The following is a 22,830-nucleotide window of genomic DNA, read 5'->3' as shown; positions in this document are numbered from 1 at the left end:
GGCGCAATCATACGTGCCGCCCGATCCGTGGAAAAGGTACAGATCGGGCTTTTTCAGCCGCTGAGGTGTGATGATGGAAAAGTTGGAAAAAACCCTGGAAGAATGGCGGGCGATGCTCGACCCTGAGCAGTACAACGTTTGTCGTCTGAGCGCGACCGAGCGCCCGTTCTCCGGCAAATACAACGACACCAAGACCGATGGTATCTACCACTGCGTCTGCTGCAACGAGCCGTTGTTCGACTCCAAGACCAAATTCGACTCCGGCTGCGGCTGGCCGAGCTTCTACGCGCCAATCGGCGAAAGCGCGATGACTGAAATCCGTGACATCAGCCACGGCATGATCCGCACGGAAGTGAAGTGCGCGCGCTGTGATGCGCATCTGGGCCATGTGTTCCCGGACGGCCCACCGCCGACTGGTTTGCGTTATTGCATCAATTCGGTTTGCCTGGATCTGGTTCCGCGCGCATAAACGAATGAAGGCGACCTTCGGGTCGCCTTATTATTCGATAATTAAATTGCACACAATTTAATTGCTCGCTATGTTTGATCTTTCTTGACTGTCTACGGAGCCCGACGCCATGAGCGACAACCTGTTGAACATTCCGTGCACCACCATCAAGGGGGAGCAAAAGACCCTCGCCGATTTCGCCGGTAAAGCGGTTTTAGTGGTCAACACCGCGAGCAAATGCGGTTTCACTCCACAGTACAAAGGCCTCGAAGAACTGTGGCAGACCTACAAGGATCAGGGCCTGGTGGTTCTGGGCTTTCCGTGCAATCAGTTCGGCAAGCAGGAGCCGGGTAACGAAGGGGCGATCAGTGAGTTCTGCGAGCTGAACTTCGGCGTCAGCTTCCCGCTGTTCAAGAAGATCGACGTTAACGGTGGAGACGCGCATCCGCTGTTCGTGCAGCTGAAAAAACGCGCGCCGGGCCTGCTTGGCTCCCAGGGCATCAAGTGGAACTTCACCAAGTTCCTGATTGGCAAGGACGGAAAACTGGTCAAGCGTTTTGCCCCGACCACCAAGCCGCAGGAGCTGAGCGGCGAGATCGAAGCCCTGCTCAAATGAACAGCTTGCCGGTCGATTCGCTGAAGCTCGACAACCAGTTGTGCTTCAAGCTGTACGCCGCCTCTCGGGCGGTGATTCGTGCCTACAAACCGATGCTCGATCAGCTCGGCCTGACGTACCCGCAATACCTGGCGATGCTGGTGTTGTGGGAATGGCAGGACGCTGCGCCGGAGCAACCGACGGTCAAGGCGTTGGGCGAGCGTCTGGCACTGGACTCGGGCACGCTGACGCCATTGCTCAAGCGCCTGGAGCAGTTGCAATGGGTGCAGCGTCAGCGTTCAACGCGTGACGAGCGCGAAGTGCACCTGAGTCTGACGCCGGCAGGCCAAGCCCTGCGCGAGCAGGTCGGGCCGCTCAAGGCCCGATTGCTGTGCGACAGCGGGGTGGATCTGGACCGTCTCAATGAGTTGCGTGACGGCCTCGATCACTTGTTGGGACAGATCAAAGCGCTGTCGTAGTCGGGATCCACTGATCGAGCAGCGCCGCCAGCTCTTCACGGCGAAACGGCTTGGCCAGATAGTCGCTCATGCCGGCTGCGCGGCAGCGTTCGCGTTCTTCGGACATGGCGTTGGCGGTCAGAGCGACGATGGGCAGGCTCGGCCAGCGCCCGCTTTGACGGATCTGTCGGCTGGCTTCGTAGCCATCCATCACGGGCATGTTGCAGTCCATCAGCACCAGATCGAATTCGTGATACTCCAACTGATCCAGCGCTTCGGCACCGTGGGCGGCGACGATGACCTCGCAGCCCAGTTTGCCAAGCATGCCTTTGGCCACCAGTTGATTGACCGGGTTGTCCTCGACCAGCAACACCCGCCCACGCCGCACCGAGGGAGACGTTTCGAGCTGCGCATCGTTAACGGCGACCACGTCCGGTTGCAGGGTGCGTCGCAGGTTCTGGTACAGCGCATTACGCGCCAATGGTCGGGCCTGTTGCTGCAGAGGCGCGAGGGCGGCGGCTTCTTCGCTGGGCAGGAAACTGCCGTAGGCGGTTACCAGCAGAATCGGCGCCCCAAGCGTCGGGCGCAAGCCGAACAGACACTCCGGACAATCGGTGATCACCACGTCCGGCGTCAGGCCCAGCAGTGAGTCATCGATGGTGCGCTGCTCATATGTAAGTCCCCACACCGGCAGCAGACTCTGCAACAGTTCCGCCAGTCCACTGCTGGCAGCGGTGATGGCGAGGATTTTCCCGTGCAGCGGCGCCGGAACCAGTGCGCGGGTATGACACGGCAGTGGCAGCTCGGCACAGAACTGACTGCCGAACCCGGTCTCGGAGCTGATGGTCAGGCGCCCCTGCATGGCTTCGCAGAGGTTGTAGGTCAGCGCCAGACCCAGCCCGGTGCCGCCGTATTGTCGAGTAATGCCGGCGCCCGCTTGAGTAAACGGCTGGAAGATTTTCAGCTGCGCGTCCTGGGCGATACCGATGCCGGTGTCGCAGACCTCGATGCGCACACCATCCTTGTAGGTCGACAAGCGCACATCCACCCGGCCGAAGCGGGTGAATTTCAGCGCGTTGGACAGCAGATTGCTGACGATCTGCCGCACGCGGGTCGGATCGCCCAGCACCAGTGCCGGGAAGTGCGGGTCGATCAGGCAGGTCAGTTCGACGCTCGGCGCGGCGTTCTGCGACAGCAGGTTGGCGGTGTCTTCAATCAACGAGCCAAGATCGAACGGGATGTGCTCAAGCTCCAGTTGCCCGGCATCGAACTTCGACAGGTCGAGAATATCGTTGAGCAATTCGACCAGCACCTTGCCCGAGTCGTGGGCGATCGACAGTTGTTGCTGCTGTTCGGCATTCAACGGACCGTCGAGTGACAGCGCGATCATTCCCAGCAGGCCGTTGAGCGGTGTGCGGATCTCATGGCTCATGTTGGCGAGGAACGCCGAGCGGGCCTCGGCCATTTCCAGGGCGGTGCTGCGGGCGACTTCGAGTTCCTGATTGGACTGGCTGAGCCGCGCATTGATCGCCTTGAGTTCGGCGGTGCGCGCCGAGACGATATTTTCCAGTTGTCCGAGATAGTCGGTCAGCCGGTTTTCGGCGTTGCGCCGCTGCTGGATTTCTGTGGCGATGTTCTCGAACTGTTGATTGGCGACTTTGACCAGTACGCCGATTTCATCGTTGGCGTGGCCGGCCGGACATTCCAGCGTGGTCGGTTCGGCGCTGCGCGGGTCGCGCCCGCTGAGTTCGCGGATGACCCGCACCAGTGGTTTGGTCAACATCACATAGAACAGCGCCAACAGGATGCCGGTGAGAATCAGGCTGCGGGCGAAGCCATTGAGCAGGGTCACCTCGGCGCGGCGCAGGAAGCGGCTGCCGAAGGCATAGGTGTCGACCTCAAGGCTTAACACGCCCAGCGATTCATTGGGCAGATGATCCAGATACAGACGATCTTCGAACTGGCGTTTGGCGCCAAACAGGAAGTCGCTGATGACCCGATAGCCGCTTTGCAGTTCCGGGCGTTTGACGCTGGCCAGCACCGTATTGTTGTTGTCGATCAGTTGCGCAGAAATGATTGCCGGCGAGCGCAACAGGCCCAGGGTCAGTTCCTGCGCCAGTTCGGCGTCGATGTTGTAGGCGATCCGTGAGGCCGGGTTGTGGCTGATTTCCAGCAAAGACAGGATTTCACGGTTGATGGAGGCGTCTTCACTGGCATAATCGATGCCGATTTGCAGCAGGCTGAGCAGCGTGCCCAGAATGAACCCGACCAGCACGGTAAGCCTGGCTTGCTTGTAAGACAGCCGGTGGGTGAATTTGATATCCATGGGGTGTTGAACCACTTCCGTTTCCCTTCGCTGCTCAAGCATAGTCGATCATGTATGGATACCGAGGTTCCCGAATCGCCTTGTAACAAGGCTTGGTAGGGTGATTTTTATCTGTGTGTCGTCGCATGATTCACCATCATCACTGTGAACGTGCCCGAGGAGAAGACGTGGATTCCCGATTAAATGCTTTTCTTGAACGCGCCGAGTCGGTTCTGGCGCGTATCGAACCGTTGTTGCCGGCACCACGGCCGGTGATCGACTGGGGCACTTGTCTGGCGGCGCGCTGGCAACGCGACGGGCGCAGCGGCTATCTGATGCCGCTGGAAGTCAGCCTCGACATGCGCCTGTCCGACCTGATCGGCGTTGACCGTCAGCTCGAACAACTGGGGCGCAACACCCAGCAGTTTCTCGATGGCATGCCCGCCAACCATGCGTTGCTCTGGGGTTCGCGCGGTACCGGCAAGTCGTCGCTGGTGCGAGCCTTGCTGGCGGAACACGCCGCCGCCGGCCTGCGCCTGATCGAGATCGAGCGTGATCATCTGGCGGATCTGCCGCGGGTGGTCGAGCAGATCGGCAAGCTGCCACAACGCTTCGTGCTGTTTTGCGATGACTTGTCGTTCGAATCCGGAGAAGGCGATTATCGCGTTCTCAAAAGCGTCCTCGACGGCTCGCTTGAACAGGCCCCGGACAATGTCTTGCTGTACGCCACCTCCAACCGCCGCCACCTGGTGCCGGAAAAGGAGAGCGATAACGAAAACTGGAAACGCGTCGACGGCGAACTGCATCCCAGCGAAGCCGTTGAAGACAAGATCGCGCTGTCGGACCGTTTCGGTCTGTGGCTGTCGTTCTATCCGTTTACCCAAGAACACTTCCTTAACGTCGTCGAACACTGGATCGGCCAGTTGGCCGCCAAGGCCGGCCTGAGCTGGCAGCGCGACGAAGCACTGGACATCCTCGCCGTGCGTTGGGCCACCGGCCGCGGTAATCGCAACGGACGTTGCGCGTACCAATTCGCCCGTTACTGGGTGGGACTGAAATTGTTGGAGCACAAGGCATGATTGATTTGCAACAAAGCGGCCAGGGCCTCGAAGGCTATGGCATGTGGGCCGCACAACTGGAATCGCTGCTGGCGGACGAGCGCGATTTCATCGCCAACGCCGCGCAGTTTTCGGCGTTCCTGTTCAACCAGCTCGATGACCTGAACTGGGCGGGCTTTTACCTCAATCGCAACGAAGAACTGGTGCTTGGTCCGTTCCAGGGGCAGATCGCCTGCGTGCGCATTCCGTTTGGTCGTGGTGTGTGTGGCGCGGCGGCGGCCACTCGGCAAACCCAGCGCGTTGAAGACGTACACGCGTTCCCGGGGCATATCGCCTGCGACAGCGCCTCGAACAGCGAGCTGGTCGTGCCGTTGGTCAAGGAAGGGCGTCTGATCGGTGTACTCGACCTCGACAGCCCGAAACTGTCGCGTTTTACCGCGCAGGATCAGGCCGGCATCGAGCAACTGGCAGCGATTTTCCTGCGTCTGACCGACTGCTGATCATGCGGTGAGGCCAGCCTTGTGCAACAGGCTGGCCGGATCGACTTTATCGATCTGTGCGGGATCGAGAAAACGCACGGCGTACTGCATGTAAACGCCTTCGTTGATGAACAATCCGAATAGCTGAGCATCGATGTGCGCCTCACGGCACATGGTGGCCATGATCGCCAAGGCTTCGCTCAGGGTTTTGGCCTTTTTGTACGGGCGATCGGCTGCGGTCAGCGCCTCAAAGATATCGGCAATCGCCATCATCCGCGCGGGCAGGCTCATGTCCTCACGCTTCAGGCGTTTCGGGTAACCGGTGCCGTCCATTTTTTCATGATGACCGCCGGCGATTTCGGCAATGCTGTCAAGGTGGCCGGGGAAGGGCAGGTGGCTGAGCATCATGATCGTCTGCACCATGTGGTGATTGATCATGTAACGCTCTTCGCGGGTCAGGGTGCCACGGTTGATGCTCAGGTTGTACAGCTCGCCGCGATTGTATTTGTAGTGCGGTACATCCAGTTTGAAGCCCCATGGATTGTCTTCGGGGATCAACTCGTTCGGGTCGCGTTCAAGCAAGTGCTCTGGCTTGTCTGCCAAAAGTTTTTCACTGACCGGCAGATTCGGTGCCGGCGTGCGCGCCTGACGCCGGTTCTCCTCCCATGACACGCCCAAGCGGTCATCAAGGGTGCGCAGCCAGGTGCGTTGCGCCAGATGGTCAAGGCGCTGCAGATCCGCCTCTGCCATCGCTTCACTGCCCAGATTGCAGCGCGCGACAAACGTAAAATCGTCGTCCAGCGCCGTCAGCGTGGCATCGCGCAATTCGGCCAGTGCAGTCTCATCGCCGCCCAGAGCGCACGCCTGCCAATAGCTGATCCAGGCATCACGCTTGAGTACTTCGAAACGCGTGCGAATTTCATGAATACGGTCGTTGATGGTTTCCAGTTTGGTGGCCTTGTCGACCACGTATTCCGGCGTCGTCACCTTGCCGCAGTCGTGCAGCCACGCGGCAATGTGCAAGGCTTCCCATTCATCCTCGCTCGGTTGGTAGGCACTGAACGCCGGCGCCTCGCTTGCCGCTGCCGCCTGAGCGAGCATCAACGTCAGCTCTGGCACGCGCTGACAATGGCCGCCGGTGTACGGACTCTTGGCGTCGATGGCGCCAGCGAGCAGTTGAATGAAGGCGTCGAGCAATTGCTTTTGGCGGGCTTGCAGGCGTTGGCTCTCGATGCTGACCGCCGCCGCGCCGGAGACAGCCTGGAGGAATGCGATGCGATCAGGGCGCAGTTTTTCCAGATCGGCTGCTGTGCCGCTGTCGCTCACCAGCAGAATCAGCAGGCCGATGGTTTCGTTGTGGCGGTTGTGCAGGCGGATGCCGATCAGATGGATGCGGGGCGATTGCATTGCCAGCAGGACCTTCTGCAAGTCGCCGGCCTGATCGACGCCGAAGTTGCTCACCACGTTGTTGGCGCCAACCAATTGTTCAAACCACGCCGGCCCTTTGTTCTGCTGCAGGTCGTGGCCCTGAATGTCGAACGCTTCCAACGCCTGAGACGTACCATCGATCACCAGCCCGTATGGCTCCATGCGGCTGCTGTCGCTTTCTCGCAGATAGATCAGCCCGGCCTGCGCCTGCGCAATCTGCACCGTTTCAAACAGCACCCGCTGCAGCAGGGGGGCAAAGCGGGTTTCGGCGCCAAGGGTGTCGGTGATCCGGAAGAAACTCGCCAGGGTGTCTTTCATCCGCGCCATCGACACGCTCAACTGGTCCACTTCAAGCACCGGCGAGCGGCGGGCCAACGGGAAATTGAAATCGAAACTGCGAATCGCATCGGCTTCCTTGACCAGCGCATGCAGCGGCTTGACCAGAATTCGCGAAATCACCCAGCCCAGCGGCAGGCACAGCAGCAGGGTCGCGAGGGTGATCAGCGCGCCTTGCCAGCGCAGGCGGTAGGCATCGATCAATAACTCGTCCTCGGGCACCAGCAGCGCCAACTGCAAACCTTTCGGACCGCCCTCCTGAATGTTGCTGCGGGCGACGATCCACTGGCGACCATCGGCTTCCAGGCGATTGCCTGTGGCTGCGCCGGACAACAGCGCATGCAAGCCCGGACTCAGATCCGCCGCTTTGGCCAGATGCGCGCCGCTACTGTCGACGATCAGGCGTTCGCTGTCGGGATAGGCCACGGCGTTGCCGTCGGCATCGAACAGGGCAATTTCGGTGGAGGGTGTGACGACATGTTTGCTCAGCGCCGCCGACAGGGCGACCAGCGTCAGGTCAGCACCGATGACGGCGTTCTCGCCGCTGCGTCGAGCCAGCGTCGTGCCGACATTGCGCGTGGAGAAAAACACGTAGGGCTCGGTGGTGATTTGTTCGTTTTGCTGGCGAGCATGGTTGAACCACGCACGGCTACGCGGATCGTAGCTGTCGTCGGGGTTGTCCTGACGGCTGATCAGCGACAATGTCTGGTCAAAAAACAGCGATTGCGAGTGCACCGCGCCCTGCGGGTCATGTTCGATACTCCAGACCTGATACGCCGCCGCTTCAGGGGCCTTGAGCAATGTCTTGATGGCGGTGCTGCGCAACGGACGCACCATGAAAAAATCGCCATTGGCATAACCCAGATATAGCGACGCCAGATTGGGATTGTCGCTGAGCGACTGGCTAAACGGTCGGAGCAAGGGCAAGCGTTGTTCTAGGCGCGCGACCTGAGTGGCGGGGTCATCCGCCAGCAAACTCAGCAGGTGCCGAATCGGCTGATAGGTTGCGGACATGTCCAGACGTACGTCTTGTTCGATCCTGTCGAACAGCTTTTTGCTGCTCGAGAGGATGATCTGCGTCGTCTGGTGATAATTGAACAGGCCCAGTACGACCCCGGTGAGCAGCAACAGGAATGTGAACATGACGCTGATGTGCACATGCAGCGGAAACCGGCGTTGCTCCGGGCGCAGTGGGCTGGGCATTTCGGACTCTCCATGATGGTTAACTCACTGCTCAGCGCCAAGCATAGTTAAGGCAAGCTCATTGTGCTTCGATCCGACACCGCCAATTGTTGCTGTAATGCCTGCTCCAGTTCGAGCATGGCGCGGTTGCTCGCCTCGCAACGGCGAGCGACTTCGTCTGTCGCCAAGGCCTCGGCGCAGGCCTGCTCAAGGGCATCGCAACACTCGATCACGCGCGATGCCTGCGCGATACGTGCCGCACCCTTGATTTTGTGAGCGACCACCATCAGCGCGCCGCGATCCTGTTCCGGCGACAGCGCGAGCAGTTCCTCTCGGTCGAGACGGCTGCTTTTGAGCAATTCCGCCAGCAGACGGCGAGCCTGGGCCGGATTGCCACCGGTCAGCATGTTCAGGTTTTGCAGGTTGAAAGCCGGCGGCGCTGATGTCGGTGTAATGCCATCGACCCACTGGCTGAGCAGGCTCAGGCTCAGGGGTTTGAACAGGCAGTCGTTCATGCCGGCCTGCTTGCAGCGCTGGATTTCTTCGGGCTGCGCATTGGCCGTGAAACCCAGCACGGTGCATGGCGGACAGCGCGCCTGCAGTTCCTGCTGCCGAATGGCGCGGGTCAGTTCATAGCCATTCATCAACGGCATGTTGCAGTCGACAATCACCAGATCGAAATGGCCGGTCTTCCACAGTTCCAGGCCGCTGCAACCGTTCTCGGCAATGCTGAAGTGATGGCCGAGAAACTCCAGTTGTTGACACATCAGCAGGCGATTGGCGGGATGGTCGTCCACCACCAACACGCGTAAGGGGGTCTGCGATGCCTTGATCGGGGATTCACTTTTGACCGTGCTCAGCTGTATTGGCAGCGTTTCCAGTGCCAGCGAGACGCAGACCTGGGTGCCGATGCCAGGCTGGCTGCTCAATTGCAATTGCCCGCCCATCATTTCGCACAGGTTGCGGCTGATCACCAGCCCCAGGCCGGCACCACCTCTGCCTTGCTGGCTGCTGTTTTCCGCTTGGGCAAACGGTTCGAACAAGCGCTGCTGATCCTCGGCACTGATACCGACGCCGCTGTCCTGTACGGTCAGCTGCATCAGGGCGCGGGCAGGTACATCGGTGTTCATGAGGTCGAGGGTGATCCGCACATGCCCCTGTTCGGTGAATTTGATCGCATTGCTGACCAGATTCGACAGCACCTGCTTGAAACGCAGTGGGTCCAGATGCACATCGATGGCCAGATCTGGTGGGTTGAAGATGACTTGCAGGGAGAGGTTTTTCTGCCGGGCGAGACCGTCGAAGATCCTGGCCACTGACGTCACCGTATCGACCAGATTGACCCGTTCCGGGCAAAGACTCAGACGCCCGGATTCGATCCGTGCGATGTCGAGAATGTCGCCGATCAAACCCAGCAAGTCCTTGGCCGAGTGGTACGCGGTGTCGATGGATGAGCGATCCGGATGCTGCGGATCCATGCGTTTGAGCGTCAGTTCGAGCATGCCGATCACCGCGTTCATCGGCGTGCGGATCTCGTGGCTCATGGTCGCCAGAAAGGTGCTTTTCGCCCGGTTGGCCTCATCCGCCCGTTCTTTGGCCGTACGCAACTCGTCGAACAGCTGGCGGCGCTCGCTGATGTCGATCCAGCCGCCAATGATGCCTTTCACCTCACCGCTGGAGTCGCGGTACGGCAGTATCCAGTGATAGATCGTCAGACGCCGGTTGCCGATGTGCAGGGGCCGGTCGACGACCATCGGCGTGCCTTCGGCGATGACACGCTGGTAATCGGCCTGAAACGCTTGGGCCTCGAAGGCATTGCTCAGGGAACCCTCGATGACGTTTTTGCCGATGACATCCTCGCGGCGGGCATTGAATGCTTCGAGATAGCTCTCATTGCAACTTTGCAACCGTCCCTGGCGGTCGCGCACGTAAATTGGATGCGGTGTGCCGTCGACCAGCGAACGCATGAATTCGAACTGGTCATTCAGCGCTCGTTCGGCAGCCTGGCGTTTTTTGATCTGGTGGCGCATGTAAGCGTTCCAGACCAGCAGCAACAGCAGTAACAGGAAAGCACCGATGATCACTTGATAGAACAGGCGTTGGTAGTTGTGCCAGATGTTCTGCGAGACAGTGGAGTAACCGCGCCAGCGCCCATTGATCACCCCCAGTTCGTCGGGTGCGATGCTCAACAACGCCTTGTTGATGATCGACGTCAGTTCCGTGTTGTCCCGCGCGGTCGCCAGTGAAAACGCCGCCTGGCCCGTGCCGATCGTGGTGGTGATCTGCAGCGCCTGATTGAAGATTCGCGAAGAAATGAAATAGTTGGCAATTACCAGCGAGTTCACCGCACCGTCGACATGGCCTTCAGCGAGCTGGGACACCGCGCTGAACGTATCTGCCGTTTCGATCAACTGGATGCGCGGATATTCCCGACGCAGGTACTCGACCATCGGATTGCCTTGGGCAATCGCCAGTCGCTTGCCCTTGAGCTTGCCCAGATTGGTCGGACCATCCGCGCTTTTGCGGGTCAGCAGAACATAGGAGTTTTCCAGATAGGGACGACTGAAGTTGAGGGTTTTCTCGCGCTCCGCCGTCGGCAGTAATGCGGCGATCAGATCGGCTTGATGACGGTCGATCTGCTGGATCATTTCCGCGTCGTTGCGGCTGCGACGGATCTCGAAACGCAGGCCGGTGCGCAGACGGATCAGCTCAAGCAGGTCGGCACTGATGCCGCGAAAATTACCGTCATTGTCAAAGAATGTCAGCGGCGCGAACGCTTCATTGACCACCACACTGACCACCGGATGTTGTTTGAGCCACGCTTCTTCGCGCTGGGTCAGTTGCAGTTTCCGGTCGGTGAGCAGCAGATCGCTGCCAGCGCTCCAGCGCTTGGCAATATTGTCACGCTCACTGGCCGGCACAGCTTTTAGTACTGCATCGATGATCGCCAGCAGTTGTGGGTTGTTGCGGCGCACGGCGAAGCTGAATCCCTGGGCTTCCTGCTTGCCGAAATTGGCCATGCGCACGTTGTTCAGATAACCCTTGTTGATCATGTAGTGAGTTGAAAGCGTGTCGCCGAGAAACACATCGGCCTGATCGAACGCCACGGCGTTGATTGCATTCTGGTAGGAGGGGTAGCAGGTGATGAGCGCTTTGGGGTACAGCGCCTTGACTTCGGGCAACGGCAGATAGTGATAGACCATGCTCAATCGCAGCCCGGCCAGGCCTTCGGTGAGTGAGCGGGTTTCGTCCTCGCGGGTAACCAGCACCGGCATGTCAATGGCATAGGGTATCGACAGCGCCAGGTCGGCATTGCCCGCTTCGAAGCCGTTCGCGGTACCGAGCAGGTCGATCCGGCCATCGACCAGTGCGCTAATCGCCGCGTCCCGAGAGGGAAAGCGCTGCACCCGGATCGCTAGACCGGTGGCCTGGCCGAGGAGCCCGGCGTAGTCGGCGGTCAGACCTTCGTAATCCTTGCCACTGGTCGTCATGTCAAAAGGCGGGTAGTCGGGCGCGGAGGTGCCGACGACCAGTTCGTTACGTGTCAGCAGCCACTGCCGTTGGGAGTGTTCGAGCGTGACCGGCACTGGCTCGTCCGCCGACCGGCTGAGCAAGGCGTAGTCAGGTGAGGTGCCGGGCATGGCGAACACATTGGCGCTCAGGTAAAAACCTGCGCTCAACGTAATTAAATAGTCCTTTAAACGGCTGGGCATGCGGGCTCTCACACGAGTGCGTTTCGTTTGGCCATCTCGATAAGTTCTACAAGGGATTTGGCCTTGAGTTTTTGCATCAGACGTTTTTTGTAGGTGCTGACGGTTTTATTACTCAGAAACATGCCCTTGGCTATTTCCTTGTTAGTGCGACCCTGAGCGAAAAGTTGCAAGACCATCAACTCGCGATCATTAACAGATTTGAATAATTCAAGTTCGGCAAAACGGATGTCGTCGCTGCGCACCGGATTCAATGCCTGGCTGGGGAAGTAGTTGTAACCGGACAGTACCGCTTTGATCGCACTGACCAGTTCACTCAAGTCTTCCTGTTTGCAGACATAACCCGATGCGCCGGATTGCATGCAGCGAATGCCGAACAGCGTCGGACACTGTGCCGTCAGGATCAGGATCTTTAACGGGGAACCCATGGCATTGAAGCGAGCCAGTACTTCGAGGCCATCCAGCTTGGGGATGCTCACATCGAGAATGACCAGATCGGGCATGCACTCGCGCACCATTTGCATGGCATCGACTCCGTTATCGGTTTCACCGACGACCTTGTAACCTTCATGCTCCAGCAGCATTCGAACGGCGAGACGGATGACCGGGTGATCGTCGACAATAAAAACGGAGTTCATAATAAAATCCCATGCAAGCACGAATAAAGCGCGCACCTTAGCTCAGTTGAATGAGCACTCGCATGAAGTGACATGGCTTCAGTCACGATATCGGATTAATCCTACAATTAATGAGGAAACGGACTACAACCAAACTAGGTTTGACGTAAGGAAGTGCTGGATTTGAATGGGCTTATAGTTTGACTTGAATGATTTGCAAGTACTGGCCATAAATGGCTTTTTAAAGATGTTTAAAGTTGCCGAGTCATCGGCGCAATAATTGCCGCTATTCCAGCCATATCAGACGCCCGTCGACACTTGTGGGTCGATAATCACAGGCTGTGTGGATACGGGCGGCCATCGTTATGGCCGCCCGTAGGCGAGCGGGTCAGTGACTGGAGCGCCCGGTCATTTCCAGCGCCATGTCGCTGGCGTAGCTGTCGGTCATGCCGGCGATGAAATCGATCATGCGCAGGAACGACGTGTGTAACGAACCTTGCGGATCCGGTGCGTTACTGCCCAGAAGATCGAGAATGCGCCGGTTTTTGAATGACGGTGTACGACCGTTGTGTTGTTCCAGCGCCGCGCCGCAGAACGAGTTGAGCAGAATCTCGAGCGTGGTATAGGCGCCGATTTCATGCAGGGTTTTGCGTTTGTCCTGAAAGATTTTCTTGCGGGCGATGTCCTTGGCATTCAGCACGCAACGCTTGGCCGGGCCGTGCATGTGCTCGACCAGATCGCCGTGCAGCGTGCCGGCGAGGAGGGCGTCCTGTTGCTCGACAAAGGCCCGTGCGGCGGCGTTGGTCAAATGCTCGATGGCCTTGCCGCGCAGGATCGCCAGTTTGCGTCGGCGCGAATCCTGCGGGCCGAGCTGCCGATAGGTTTCCGGCAGATCATCACCCACCAGCCCGAGCAGCAGCGATTCGACTTCGGCGTACTCCAGCAGCTCCATTTCGAGACCGTCTTCGAGATCAATCAGCGCGTAGCAGATGTCGTCGGCGGCTTCCATCAGGTACACCAGCGGGTGACGCGCCCAGCGCTGATCTTCGATTTGCGGCAGGCCCAGTTTGTGGGCGATCTGCTCGAGCAGCGGCAACTCGCTCTGATAGCAGCCGAATTTGTGTTTCTTGTAGCCCAGGGAGTCGGCGTGACGCGCGGTCCACGGATACTTCAGGTAAGTGCCGAGGGTGGCGTAGGTCAGTCGGGTGCCGCCGTCGAACTGGTGATACTCCAGCTGGGTCAGGACCCGGAAACCCTGGGCATTGCCTTCGAAATTGAGGAAGTCAGCGCGTTCGGCTTCGCTCATGCCGTCGAGCCAGCCGCGTCCGGCGGCCTGCTGGAACCAGTGGCGGATAGCATCTTCACCGGAATGACCAAACGGCGGGTTGCCAATGTCGTGGGCCAGACACGCCGATTGCACCACCATGCCGAGGTCGGCCGGGTCGCACCATTCAGGCAAGGTATTGCGCAGAGTTTCACCCACCCGCATGCCCAGCGAACGGCCGACGCAACTGACTTCCAGCGAGTGGGTCAGGCGCGTGTGAATATGGTCGTTGCTGGTGACCGGGTGCACTTGAGTCTTGCGCCCCAGACGGCGGAAGGCGCCGGAGAAGATGATGCGGTCATGGTCTTTGTGGAAAGGGCTGCGGCCAAGTTCTTGCGGGCTGTGCAGCGGCTTGCCGAGGCGTTCGCGGTTGAGCAGGGTGTGCCAATCCAAGGCTGATTCTCTCCGTCAGGTGACTGGGGGCGTTGACCCCTAGCTTCCCGGTTCACGTCCGCCCCTGCAAGCGGAACTACAGTCCGGCGGCGTCAATGTCGATCAGCAGCAAACGTTCACCGTTGTCGAAAAACTGCCCGGCTGTCAGGCAGTACTGATTGCTGGTGGCATCGCGGTAGGTATTGGAGAGCGTCAAGCGCCGCTCCTCCCAACCTTCGGCGAGCAAATGATAGAAGTACGGGCGCCACGACCAGTTGTGCCCCAGATAGCGATTGTCGGCGACCCAGCCATGCTGCCGCCATTCCAGATTGGGTGTCAGTTGCGTGCCGTGGCGATCGCATTGATAAAACCGCAGCAGCCAGGGGAAGGCGTCCAGTTGCGGCAATGCGCTCAAAGGGGCATGGGCCTGAGCCCAGGCCTGCAGGATCGACATCAGTTCAGCGAGTTGCTGGCGCATTTGCATCAGCCGCCCGCGCTCCACGAGTTTCTGCCGGACATAGCGCTGGCGCAGCTCGGCGAAGCGTTGGACGAACGCGTCACTGGGGAAAAACGCCTCCTGTGCCCGCGCGAACAGGAATCCCTGTACATAGCGCGATCCGCATTCCAGGGCGAAATTCAACTGTGCTTCGGTCTCGACGCCTTCGGCGATGATCCAGCAGCCGGTCTTCTCGGCCATCTGCGCCAGGGCCTTGACCACATCACTGCTCGGCCCACCCAATGCTGCGGCCTGGAACAGCCGCATATCAAGTTTGAGAATGTCCGGTTGCAACGCCAGCACTCGATCCAGTTGCGAGTAGCCGGCGCCAAAGTCATCGATAGCGATCCTCGCTCCGGCCTCGCGATAGCGCGCGACGACTTCGGCCAGACGTTGACCATTGCCACCCAGTTCGGTGATCTCGAAGACGATGCGTTGTGGATCGATACCGTAGCGCGCCAATTGTTTGAGGCTGGGCAGGGCCTGATCGGCGCGCAGGCGACTGATCCAGCGTGGCGACATGTTCAGGCTGAGAAACCAGTCTGCCGGCGCTTCATGCAAGCGGCTCAAGGCGTTGTCGCGGATCTGCCGGTCGAGACGGCGCAGGGCAATGGCGGGCGTGCGTGGGTCGGCAAATAGAGGCCCAACCGAGTTCAGTTGACCGTCGGCCTGGCGCAGGCGCCCCAGTGCTTCGACGCCGGCAATGCGTCCGGTGGCGGTATCGATGAAAGGCTGAAAGCAGGCGAGCGGTTGCCCGTCGATCACGGGGCCTCCTTAGTGGTTCTTGTTCTGGTAAACCCCGCCGACCGGGTAGGCGCACGGGATCGAACCTCCGGATAAAGAGGTTCATCCCGCCGACAGTGCAAGAATGTAGCCAGATGTATCTGTTCAGCGTTTCGCCGAGCTCTGCATCACCAGCTTGATCAGCGGTCCGAGGCTGGTGCCGAGCCGGATCAGGCGGGTCAGGCCACCGACACCGCCGCTTTTCGCGCCTTTGCCGGTGATGAAGCCTAATAGCGTAACGGCGGCCACGCCCCACAAAGGCGCGTGTTTGATGCCGAAACCACCTTGCAGGTTTTGCGACATGCCGCGCATGCGCTGCAGAGGCTGCAACACTTGCCCGGCTTCATGGCGGATTTCCTGACGATGCATTTCCATGCGCAGGCGGATCAACGCCTTGCGCATTTCCCGACGCGAGCTGTTGTGTGGCAGTTCAGGCAGGCTCATGGCAGCAGGCGCTCCCGGTCGTTGGCCAGCTCTTCGAGCGTGCCGTGGAAAGGCGAGGACTCATCGAAGATCGCAGCCTTGAGGCGCAGCGCGCAGAAAATCGAGGCAAGGGTATAGAACACGCACAGGCCGATGATCGCAGCAAGGCGATAAGTGTCCCAAAACACAATCATCACCAGTGTCGATAAGCCCACCAGTAATAACAGGGCAAAGACCAACGCCAGGCCTGCGAACAGTAACAGGCTGACGGTACGTGATTTCTGCTCCTGCAATTCAATGCCGAACAATTCGACATGGCTGTGCAGCAGACCGAGAACGGCGGCGCCCAGGCGTCGCGTGGAAGAGGCGGTGCCCGCAGCCGGGCCGGATTCACCGATCGACATAATCAGCGCCGGGTAGCCAACAGGCCGATCAGGAAGCCGACACCGGCGGCAATACCGACGGACTGCCAAGGGTTGGCCGAGACGTAATCTTCGGTGGCCGTGACCGCCGCCTGACCGCGATCACGCAAGGTTTCTTCGGTCAGTTTCAAGGTTTCGCGGGCGCGCAGCAGGCTGTCGTGAATCTGCTCGCGCAGCTCATCGGCCTGATCGCCGGCCAGGGTGGCGGTGTGCTCGAGCAAGCGTTCGGTGTCGGCGACCAAAGTCTGGAAGTCGTTCATCAGGATTTCTTGAGCGGTCTTTGCCTTGATGCTGGCCATGGGTGGATCTCCGTAAGTGACGTCTGAAGCGTTCGAGTATGAGCCTTGCGCGAAGGTTCAGTACAAATGACTGGTACAACTTTTGCTGTGTCGTGGTGCGTTCCCCGGCGGTTGTGCGCTGTTGCCGGGCGTGCGCATTGAGAAACCTTATCCCAAACAAGCCCGGTTCGTGTCAGGACATCGACCTCGTGCGCCAAAGCGGTTCGCCGGACCTTCGGATCTGTGACTGCGTGGTCGCAACTTGGTGCATGAAATGTGCGCATGAACCGCTTTGGTGCCTTTTTCGCCTTTAGGTCTGCCTGCTTATGGAAAATCTGCAAAGCGCTGTGGACACGCTGGTTCACAGCTCCAATACCTTGTTCATTCTGATCGGTGCGGTGATGGTGCTGGCGATGCATGCCGGTTTCGCCTTTCTGGAAGTCGGTACGGTGCGCCAGAAAAACCAGGTCAATGCACTGTCGAAAATTCTCAGTGATTTCGCCGTCTCGACCCTGGCCTATTTCTTTATAGGCTATTGGATTTCCTATGGCGTGACGTTTATGCAGCCGGCGGCGGTGCTGAGTGCCGATCACGGTTATGGACTGGTGAAGTTTTTCTTCCTGCTGACTTTTGCCGCAGCGATCCCGGCGATTATTTCCGGCGGCATTGCCGAGCGCGCGCGTTTCGTGCCGCAGTTGTGCGCCACGGCCTTGATTGTCGCGTTCATCTACCCCTTTTTCGAGGGCATGATCTGGAACGGCAACTACGGTTTGCAAGCGTGGCTGACGGCGCAGTTCGGTGCCGCTTTCCATGATTTTGCCGGTTCCGTGGTGGTGCACGCCATGGGCGGTTGGCTGGCGCTGGCGGCGGTATTGCTGCTGGGGCCGCGTAATGGCCGTTATCGCGACGGTCGTCTGGTGGCGTTCGCACCGTCGAGCATTCCCTTTCTGGCGTTGGGTTCCTGGATTCTGATTGTCGGCTGGTTCGGCTTCAACGTGATGAGCGCGCAGACGCTGCAAGGCGTCAGCGGTCTGGTTGCGGTCAACTCGTTGATGGCGATGGTTGGCGGCACCATGGCGGCGCTGCTTGTCGGACGTAATGACCCGGGCTTCCTGCATAACGGCCCATTGGCCGGGCTGGTGGCGATCTGTGCCGGGTCGGATCTGATGCATCCGGTCGGCGCGCTGGTGACTGGCGCGATCGCCGGTGCACTGTTTGTCTGGTGCTTTACCGCCGCCCAGGTGAAATGGCGCATCGATGATGTCTTGGGTGTGTGGCCATTGCACGGTTTGTGCGGCGTGTGGGGCGGGATTGCCTGCGGGATTTTCGGCCAGACTGCGCTCGGCGGTATTGGCGGCGTCAGCTTGATCAGCCAGTTGATCGGCACCGCGCTGGGTGTTGCGGTGGCGCTGATCGGTGGCTTCGCTGTGTACGGCGTGATCAAGGCGCTGCACGGGCTGCGCCTGAGTCAGGAACAAGAGTATTACGGCGCTGACCTGTCGCTGCACAAGATCGGCGCGGTAAGTCAGGATTAAGTCTCGGCATCGTCGCTACCGGGATAGAAACCGTGGAGCAGGCGATACCGGTCGATGCGCACCTGATCGACTTTTTCCTGCACCTGATGCGCCGGCAAGCCGAGCATGATCAAGGCGTGGGAGGCGAGCATCAGGCTCGACTCCAATAGTTCCGGCACCACTTCGGTGGCGCCGGCGGCTTTCAGTTCGGCCCACTGGCTGTCGTCGCGGGTACGCACCAGTATCGGTACGTGGGCGTTGAGCCGACGTGCTTCCTTGAGGATACGCAGGGCAATGTCGCTCTGATCCACGGCGACCACCAGCAGTCTGGCGCGCAACAGGCCGACAGCAGTCAGCAGATCGCCGCGCGACGAGTCGCCGTAATGCACGTCGCTTTCTCCACTGGCGGCTTCCTGTACCCGCACCGGGTCATTGTCCAGCGCAATAAAAGGCTGCTCGGCGTTGCGCATGAAACGACCGATGGATTGGCCGACGCGGCCGTAGCCGCAAATCACCACATGCTGGTTGAGGTCGGCATTGAGTGCGCTGATCTCTTCGATCTGCGCCTCCTGATTGGGTTTGCGGTGCAGCACTGCTGCGATGCGTGGCGCTGCGCGCAGCAACAAGGGCGTCAGCAACATTGAGCAGAACGTCGCTGCGAGCAGCAGGTCGCCCAGTGCTTCGGGCATCATGCTGTGTTGTTGCATCTGTGCCATCAGGGCGAAGCAGAACTCGCCCCCCTGCGCCAGCGCCAGACCGCTGCGCCATGCTGTTTCGCTGTCACTGCCGCGCCACTTCACCAGCAAGGCGACGACGATACCCTTGATCACCATCAAGCCGACGGTGAGCCCGAGGATCAGCAGGCTGTGACTGACGAACAGTTGCAGGTCGATGAGCATGCCGATGCTGACAAAAAACACCCCGAGCAGAATGTCGCGGAACGGCCGGATATCCGCCTCGATCTGGTGTCGATAGTGGCTTTCACCGAGCAACATGCCAGCCAGAAATGCACCAAGGGCAGGGGACAGCCCCAGCAGGTGCGTCAGCCACGCGGTCAACAGCACAATCACCAGCGCCAGCAGCACGAACAATTCTGCCGAGCGTGACGCGGCCACTTCATGGAACAGCCGCGGCAGTAACCAGCGACTGGCCAGCAGCAGACCGACAAACAGCACCACGGTTTTTGCCAGGGTCAGTGGCAACGCCCAGTACCAGGCTTGCTCGCTGCTGCCGGCAAACACTGGCACCAACGTCAGCAGCAATACCGCGACCACGTCCTGAAACAGCAGAACGCCAACGGCATTCTGGCCGTGACTGCTGAATACCTCGCCGAGGCTGCCCAACTCTTTGGTCACAATCGCCGTTGAGGACAGCGAAAGCCCGGCACCGAGCAACAGCGCCGGCGTCATCGGCATGCCCAACAGCATCAGCAGCAAACCGAGCAGCGCAGTGCTGATCAGCACCTGCTGGCTGCCGAGACGAAACACCACCTGGCGCAGGGCGATCATCTTCGACAGGGAGAACTCCAGGCCCAGTGAAAACAAGAGAAACACCACGCCCAGCTCGGCTACGTCAGGCAAGTGTTCGCTTTCGTTGACCCAGTCGAAGGCGCTCGGCCCGACCAGCAGTCCCACGCACAGGTAACCCAGAACCGGTGGCAACCGCAGGCGACGGAACAGGGCAATGACCACGAGGGACGAGGCGAGGATGATCAACAGATTGGCAAACACTGGACACTCCGATGGCAGATCAGGCTTTTCAAGCGTAGAGGCAAAAAGACCGGGAGGATCGCGCAAATGATTTTTCTGTGGACTGATTTGCGTCAGGGTTTTGCCTGTGCCCCTTTGTTGAGGGGCTGGAGCCTTTGGGCGGCGCTGGCTCGACGGGTTTTCAGGTGCGGCCTAGAATAGGCCCACTCATTTTTTGGTTGAGCAATCATGCCTCCTGAATGTCAGCTGTTCGGCACCCTTGGATGCCATTTGTGTGAAGTCGCCGAGGCCGAGTTGATGCCTTTTGTCGAGCACGGCCTGCTGGTGGAACTGGTCGACATCGCTGAAGACGAATCCTGGTTCGAGGCTTATAGCCTGCGGATTCCGGTGTTGCGCCGTGTCGACAGCGGGGCTGAGCTGGACTGGCCATTCAGCGCTGATGAGGTCGTAGCGTTTCTGGGTTGATCCGCATTTTCTGGTTTATCCCGCCGGTCGCTACTGCCATGCATTCCTTGGCATTTTGCGGTTTCATCGGTTACTGTATGTTCATACAGTAAATGCGTCAGAGGGATGAACCGTGGTCAATGTCGAACAGTTGAAAAACAGCGTGAACCGGATGTCGGTTGACGTGGTGCGCGAGGCCGTTCTCGAATTGCGCCTGGACGGGCTGGTCACGGAAGGCAAGACGCCGTTCAACAAGCTGCATTTCAACACCTGCTTTGCCGAAATCGAGGCCTTGTTTCAGCGTGCCGGTTACCACAAGCAACTGGATGTGGTCGGTTATCAGGGGCTGCTCTACGCCTTGTACGATCCGGGCCGCTGGGAGGCAGTTGATGTATTGCGCTGGCTCAAGGAATTCACTGACGCCGCAGCGCTGAAAACAATTCCGGCCTGAACATTCTGCGCTAGGTTCGCTTCCCTCAGTGCTGGATAATGCCGCCCTGCATTGAGGGTTCGATTTTCGTATGTCCACATCTACATTTTCCGCTGCTCAGAATCAGGCGAGCACACTTTATCTGCCGCCCGGTAAATGGCTGACCGTACTCGATTGCCTGTGCGAGCATTTCAGCGCCATTGACCGTGAGCAATGGCTGGACCGGATCGCCCGGGGACGGGTGCTGGACGGCCATGGCCAGCCGATCCCGGTGGACTTGCCTTACAAGGAAGGTCTGCGGATTCATTATTTTCGCGAAGTGCCGGACGAGAAGCCGATCCCGGTAGTCGAGTCGATTCTGTATGCAGACGAGCATCTGGTGGTGGCTGACAAACCGCATTTTCTGCCGGTGACGCCCGCCGGCGAATACGTTGAGCAAACCCTGTTGCGCAGGCTGATTCATCGCCTGGACAATCCTCACTTGGTGCCGCTGCACCGCATCGACCGGCATACGGCGGGACTGGTGATTTTCTCGGCCAATCCGCAAACCCGATCGGCTTATCAGTCGCTGTTCCCCACGCGGCAGATCGACAAGCGTTATGAGGCCATCGCTCCGGCACTGCCCGATCTGAATTTCCCCCTGGTGCACAAGAGCCGTCTGGTCGATGGCGAACCGTTTTTCCGCATGCAGGAAGGCGTGGGTGCCAGTAATACCGAAACGGCGGTGGAGGTTCGGGAAAAGCATGGCGATCTGTGGCGCTACGGTTTGTTTCCGGTGACTGGCAAGAAACATCAACTGCGCGTCCACATGACTGCGCTGGGGGCGAGCATCTGCAACGATCCGTTCTATCCGCAGGTGTTGAAAGACGTCGAGGACGATTACGCCAATCCGCTGAAGCTGCTGGCGCAAGGGCTGCGGTTTGTCGACCCGGTGACCGGTGAGGAGCGCGAATTCGAGAGCCGGATCACGCTGCAGTGGTGACACCGCCTCGCTTTTCGAGCACCCATGAAAAAGCCCGCAATCAATGCGGGCTTTTCTATATCCGGTGTCGACCCAGAGCTTACAGCTCTTTAACGGTACGAACCTGATCCTTGTTGATGCGAGTTTCTTTGCCGTCCAGCTGTTTGAACTCGTAGAAGCCCGAATCGTCATCGTATTTCGGGGTGTCGACGGCCTGGATTTCGCGACCGTCATTCAAGGTGATCACTGTAGGCGACGAGCAACCGGCGAGGGTGGCAAGGCCCAGTGCGAGCATGAAAGTGGCGAGGGTCCGTTGAGTCATGGGTGTGTCTCCGAATGGGAATTCTTTTGGTTACTGAGCTTGAGACGTATACAAGGCGTGAGAGTTCCTTGAATGGTGTCAGTCTGACACAGTGTTGTGGGAATTTAACAGTTCGGGGGTGTTCAGGTTGGCCAGCCGCGGGTCGTTGTCAGGGCACTCCAGGGCAGTGGAGCCGAGACCGCGCATGACCCGGCCGGGGCTGCGTTCACCGGCATTCCAGGCATCTTCGAAAGCCGTTAGAAGGGCCACCGGAATCACACACAGCAAAGGTTCCCAATGCTCGTCATGGCGCAACATTAAAGGTTTTTCAGGATGCTGATTGGCAGTCTCGCGCATGCTTTGCAGCAGCGCGGCGTCAATTCGCGGAACGTCGCACGGCAAAACCAGCAGGTGGCTATGGCGCGCCGCTTTCAGACCGGCACGAATACCTGCCAATGGCCCCGGAAAATCGCCTTCGTCATCGACTACCAATTGATCGGCAAACGGCGCGTAGCGCTCGCGATTGCGGTTGCAGGAGATGATCAGGTCGTCAGTCAGCCCGCGTACCTTACGCTGCAAATGTGCAATCAACGGTTCGCCCAGCCACTCGACCAGGCCTTTGTCCTGACCGCCCATGCGTTGGCCGCGCCCGCCTGCCAAAAGCAGAATGGAGCAGGGGGGCAATTGCGAATCGCGGGTCATGGCAGCTCTCCAGAGGGGCGGCGAAAAAATAGGGCGCTGTGATATAACACCGGGC

The 22,830-nt window shown here is 59.4% G+C and carries 21 protein-coding genes; 9 read left to right on the top strand and 12 right to left on the bottom strand.

What is annotated here, in order from left to right:
- Positions 1–73 precede the first annotated feature (73 nt).
- The 3 genes from msrB (at position 74) to H8F23_RS08130 (ending at position 1,522) form a co-directional block, all read left to right on the top strand.
- Positions 74–469 carry a peptide-methionine (R)-S-oxide reductase MsrB gene (gene msrB / locus H8F23_RS08140; RefSeq protein ID WP_093435141.1) on the top strand — a complete coding sequence of 132 codons (396 nt, stop codon included), beginning with the start codon at positions 74–76 and terminating at the stop codon, positions 467–469.
- Positions 470–578: 109 nt separating this feature from the next.
- Positions 579–1,064 carry a glutathione peroxidase gene (locus H8F23_RS08135; RefSeq protein WP_016985485.1) on the top strand — a complete coding sequence of 162 codons (486 nt, stop codon included), beginning with the start codon at positions 579–581 and terminating at the stop codon, positions 1,062–1,064.
- Positions 1,061–1,522 carry a MarR family winged helix-turn-helix transcriptional regulator gene (locus tag H8F23_RS08130; RefSeq protein WP_116256540.1) on the top strand — a complete coding sequence of 154 codons (462 nt, stop codon included), beginning with the start codon at positions 1,061–1,063 and terminating at the stop codon, positions 1,520–1,522. Before H8F23_RS08135 ends, H8F23_RS08130 begins: the two co-directional genes overlap by 4 nt.
- Here H8F23_RS08130 and H8F23_RS08125 read toward each other — a convergent pair.
- Positions 1,506–3,827 carry a hybrid sensor histidine kinase/response regulator gene (locus tag H8F23_RS08125; protein WP_194933987.1) on the bottom strand — a complete coding sequence of 774 codons (2,322 nt, stop codon included), beginning with the start codon at positions 3,825–3,827 and terminating at the stop codon, positions 1,506–1,508. The two genes, H8F23_RS08130 and H8F23_RS08125, sit on opposite strands and share 17 nt — an antisense overlap.
- A 167-nt stretch (positions 3,828–3,994) precedes the next feature.
- Here H8F23_RS08125 and H8F23_RS08120 point away from each other — a divergent pair, with 167 nt between their 5' ends.
- Entirely contained in the window at positions 3,995–4,885 is an 891-nt protein-coding gene (locus tag H8F23_RS08120) for an ATP-binding protein (RefSeq protein WP_095048448.1), read from the top strand.
- On the top strand, positions 4,882–5,364 hold the full coding sequence (locus H8F23_RS08115) for a GAF domain-containing protein (protein ID WP_194933986.1): 483 nt from the start codon (positions 4,882–4,884) through the stop codon (positions 5,362–5,364). The genes H8F23_RS08120 and H8F23_RS08115 overlap by 4 nt, the downstream gene beginning before the upstream one ends.
- Here H8F23_RS08115 and H8F23_RS08110 read toward each other — a convergent pair whose 3' ends face one another.
- The 8 genes from H8F23_RS08110 to H8F23_RS08075 all read right to left on the bottom strand — a co-directional run bounded on the left by H8F23_RS08110 (position 5,365) and on the right by H8F23_RS08075 (position 16,735).
- Positions 5,365–8,310, bottom strand: a complete 2,946-nt coding sequence (locus H8F23_RS08110; protein ID WP_194933985.1) for an HD domain-containing phosphohydrolase — start codon at positions 8,308–8,310, stop codon at positions 5,365–5,367. It lies immediately after the preceding gene.
- 47 nt (positions 8,311–8,357) lie between these two features.
- Positions 8,358–12,002: a transporter substrate-binding domain-containing protein gene (locus H8F23_RS08105; RefSeq protein ID WP_194933984.1), complete on the bottom strand. Its 3,645-nt coding sequence runs from the start codon at positions 12,000–12,002 to the stop codon at positions 8,358–8,360.
- Positions 12,003–12,010: 8 nt separating this feature from the next.
- The gene (locus tag H8F23_RS08100; RefSeq protein WP_007908640.1) at positions 12,011–12,637 is read right to left on the bottom strand and encodes a response regulator transcription factor; all 627 of its coding nucleotides are present in this window, start codon (positions 12,635–12,637) and stop codon (positions 12,011–12,013) included.
- 367 nt (positions 12,638–13,004) lie between these two features.
- Positions 13,005–14,333, bottom strand: a complete 1,329-nt coding sequence (locus H8F23_RS08095) for a deoxyguanosinetriphosphate triphosphohydrolase (protein WP_194933983.1) — start codon at positions 14,331–14,333, stop codon at positions 13,005–13,007.
- Between the two features lie 76 nt (positions 14,334–14,409).
- Positions 14,410–15,573 carry an EAL domain-containing protein gene (locus H8F23_RS08090; protein WP_093435124.1) on the bottom strand — a complete coding sequence of 388 codons (1,164 nt, stop codon included), beginning with the start codon at positions 15,571–15,573 and terminating at the stop codon, positions 14,410–14,412.
- A 123-nt stretch (positions 15,574–15,696) separates the two neighbouring features.
- Positions 15,697–16,035, bottom strand: a complete 339-nt coding sequence (locus H8F23_RS08085; protein WP_093435122.1) for a hypothetical protein — start codon at positions 16,033–16,035, stop codon at positions 15,697–15,699.
- Entirely contained in the window at positions 16,032–16,418 is a 387-nt protein-coding gene (locus H8F23_RS08080) for a phage holin family protein (protein ID WP_093435120.1), read from the bottom strand. Before H8F23_RS08080 ends, H8F23_RS08085 begins: the two co-directional genes overlap by 4 nt.
- 2 nt (positions 16,419–16,420) lie before the next feature.
- Positions 16,421–16,735, bottom strand: coding sequence for a DUF883 family protein (locus tag H8F23_RS08075; RefSeq protein ID WP_007908653.1), 315 nt, complete (start codon positions 16,733–16,735; stop codon positions 16,421–16,423).
- 305 nt (positions 16,736–17,040) lie between these two features.
- On the opposite strand from H8F23_RS08075, the gene H8F23_RS08070 reads away from it, so the two are divergent.
- Positions 17,041–18,249, top strand: coding sequence for an ammonium transporter (locus tag H8F23_RS08070; RefSeq protein WP_095048442.1), 1,209 nt, complete (start codon positions 17,041–17,043; stop codon positions 18,247–18,249).
- Here the strand turns inward: H8F23_RS08070 and H8F23_RS08065 are convergent.
- Positions 18,246–19,958, bottom strand: coding sequence for a cation:proton antiporter (locus H8F23_RS08065; protein WP_194933982.1), 1,713 nt, complete (start codon positions 19,956–19,958; stop codon positions 18,246–18,248). The genes H8F23_RS08070 and H8F23_RS08065 overlap by 4 nt on opposite strands.
- A gap of 207 nt (positions 19,959–20,165) precedes the next feature.
- On the opposite strand from H8F23_RS08065, the gene H8F23_RS08060 reads away from it, so the two are divergent.
- The 3 genes from H8F23_RS08060 (at position 20,166) to H8F23_RS08050 (ending at position 21,793) form a co-directional block, all read left to right on the top strand.
- Positions 20,166–20,402 carry a glutaredoxin family protein gene (locus H8F23_RS08060; protein WP_093435113.1) on the top strand — a complete coding sequence of 79 codons (237 nt, stop codon included), beginning with the start codon at positions 20,166–20,168 and terminating at the stop codon, positions 20,400–20,402.
- A gap of 112 nt (positions 20,403–20,514) precedes the next feature.
- On the top strand, positions 20,515–20,832 hold the full coding sequence (locus H8F23_RS08055; RefSeq protein ID WP_093435111.1) for a transcriptional regulator: 318 nt from the start codon (positions 20,515–20,517) through the stop codon (positions 20,830–20,832).
- A 70-nt stretch (positions 20,833–20,902) separates the two neighbouring features.
- Positions 20,903–21,793 carry a pseudouridine synthase gene (locus tag H8F23_RS08050; protein ID WP_099756839.1) on the top strand — a complete coding sequence of 297 codons (891 nt, stop codon included), beginning with the start codon at positions 20,903–20,905 and terminating at the stop codon, positions 21,791–21,793.
- A 79-nt stretch (positions 21,794–21,872) separates the two neighbouring features.
- Here H8F23_RS08050 and H8F23_RS08045 read toward each other — a convergent pair whose 3' ends face one another.
- Positions 21,873–22,094 carry a YgdI/YgdR family lipoprotein gene (locus tag H8F23_RS08045; RefSeq protein WP_007908660.1) on the bottom strand — a complete coding sequence of 74 codons (222 nt, stop codon included), beginning with the start codon at positions 22,092–22,094 and terminating at the stop codon, positions 21,873–21,875.
- Between the two features lie 78 nt (positions 22,095–22,172).
- The gene (gene mobA / locus H8F23_RS08040) at positions 22,173–22,775 is read right to left on the bottom strand and encodes a molybdenum cofactor guanylyltransferase MobA (protein ID WP_194933981.1); all 603 of its coding nucleotides are present in this window, start codon (positions 22,773–22,775) and stop codon (positions 22,173–22,175) included.
- Positions 22,776–22,830: the final 55 nt, after the last annotated feature.

The organism is Pseudomonas neuropathica (genome assembly GCF_015461835.1).
Lineage (GTDB): Bacteria > Pseudomonadota > Gammaproteobacteria > Pseudomonadales > Pseudomonadaceae > Aquipseudomonas > Aquipseudomonas neuropathica.
Note: the sequence above shows the minus strand (reverse complement) of the source record. Positions and strands in the feature narration are given on the sequence as shown.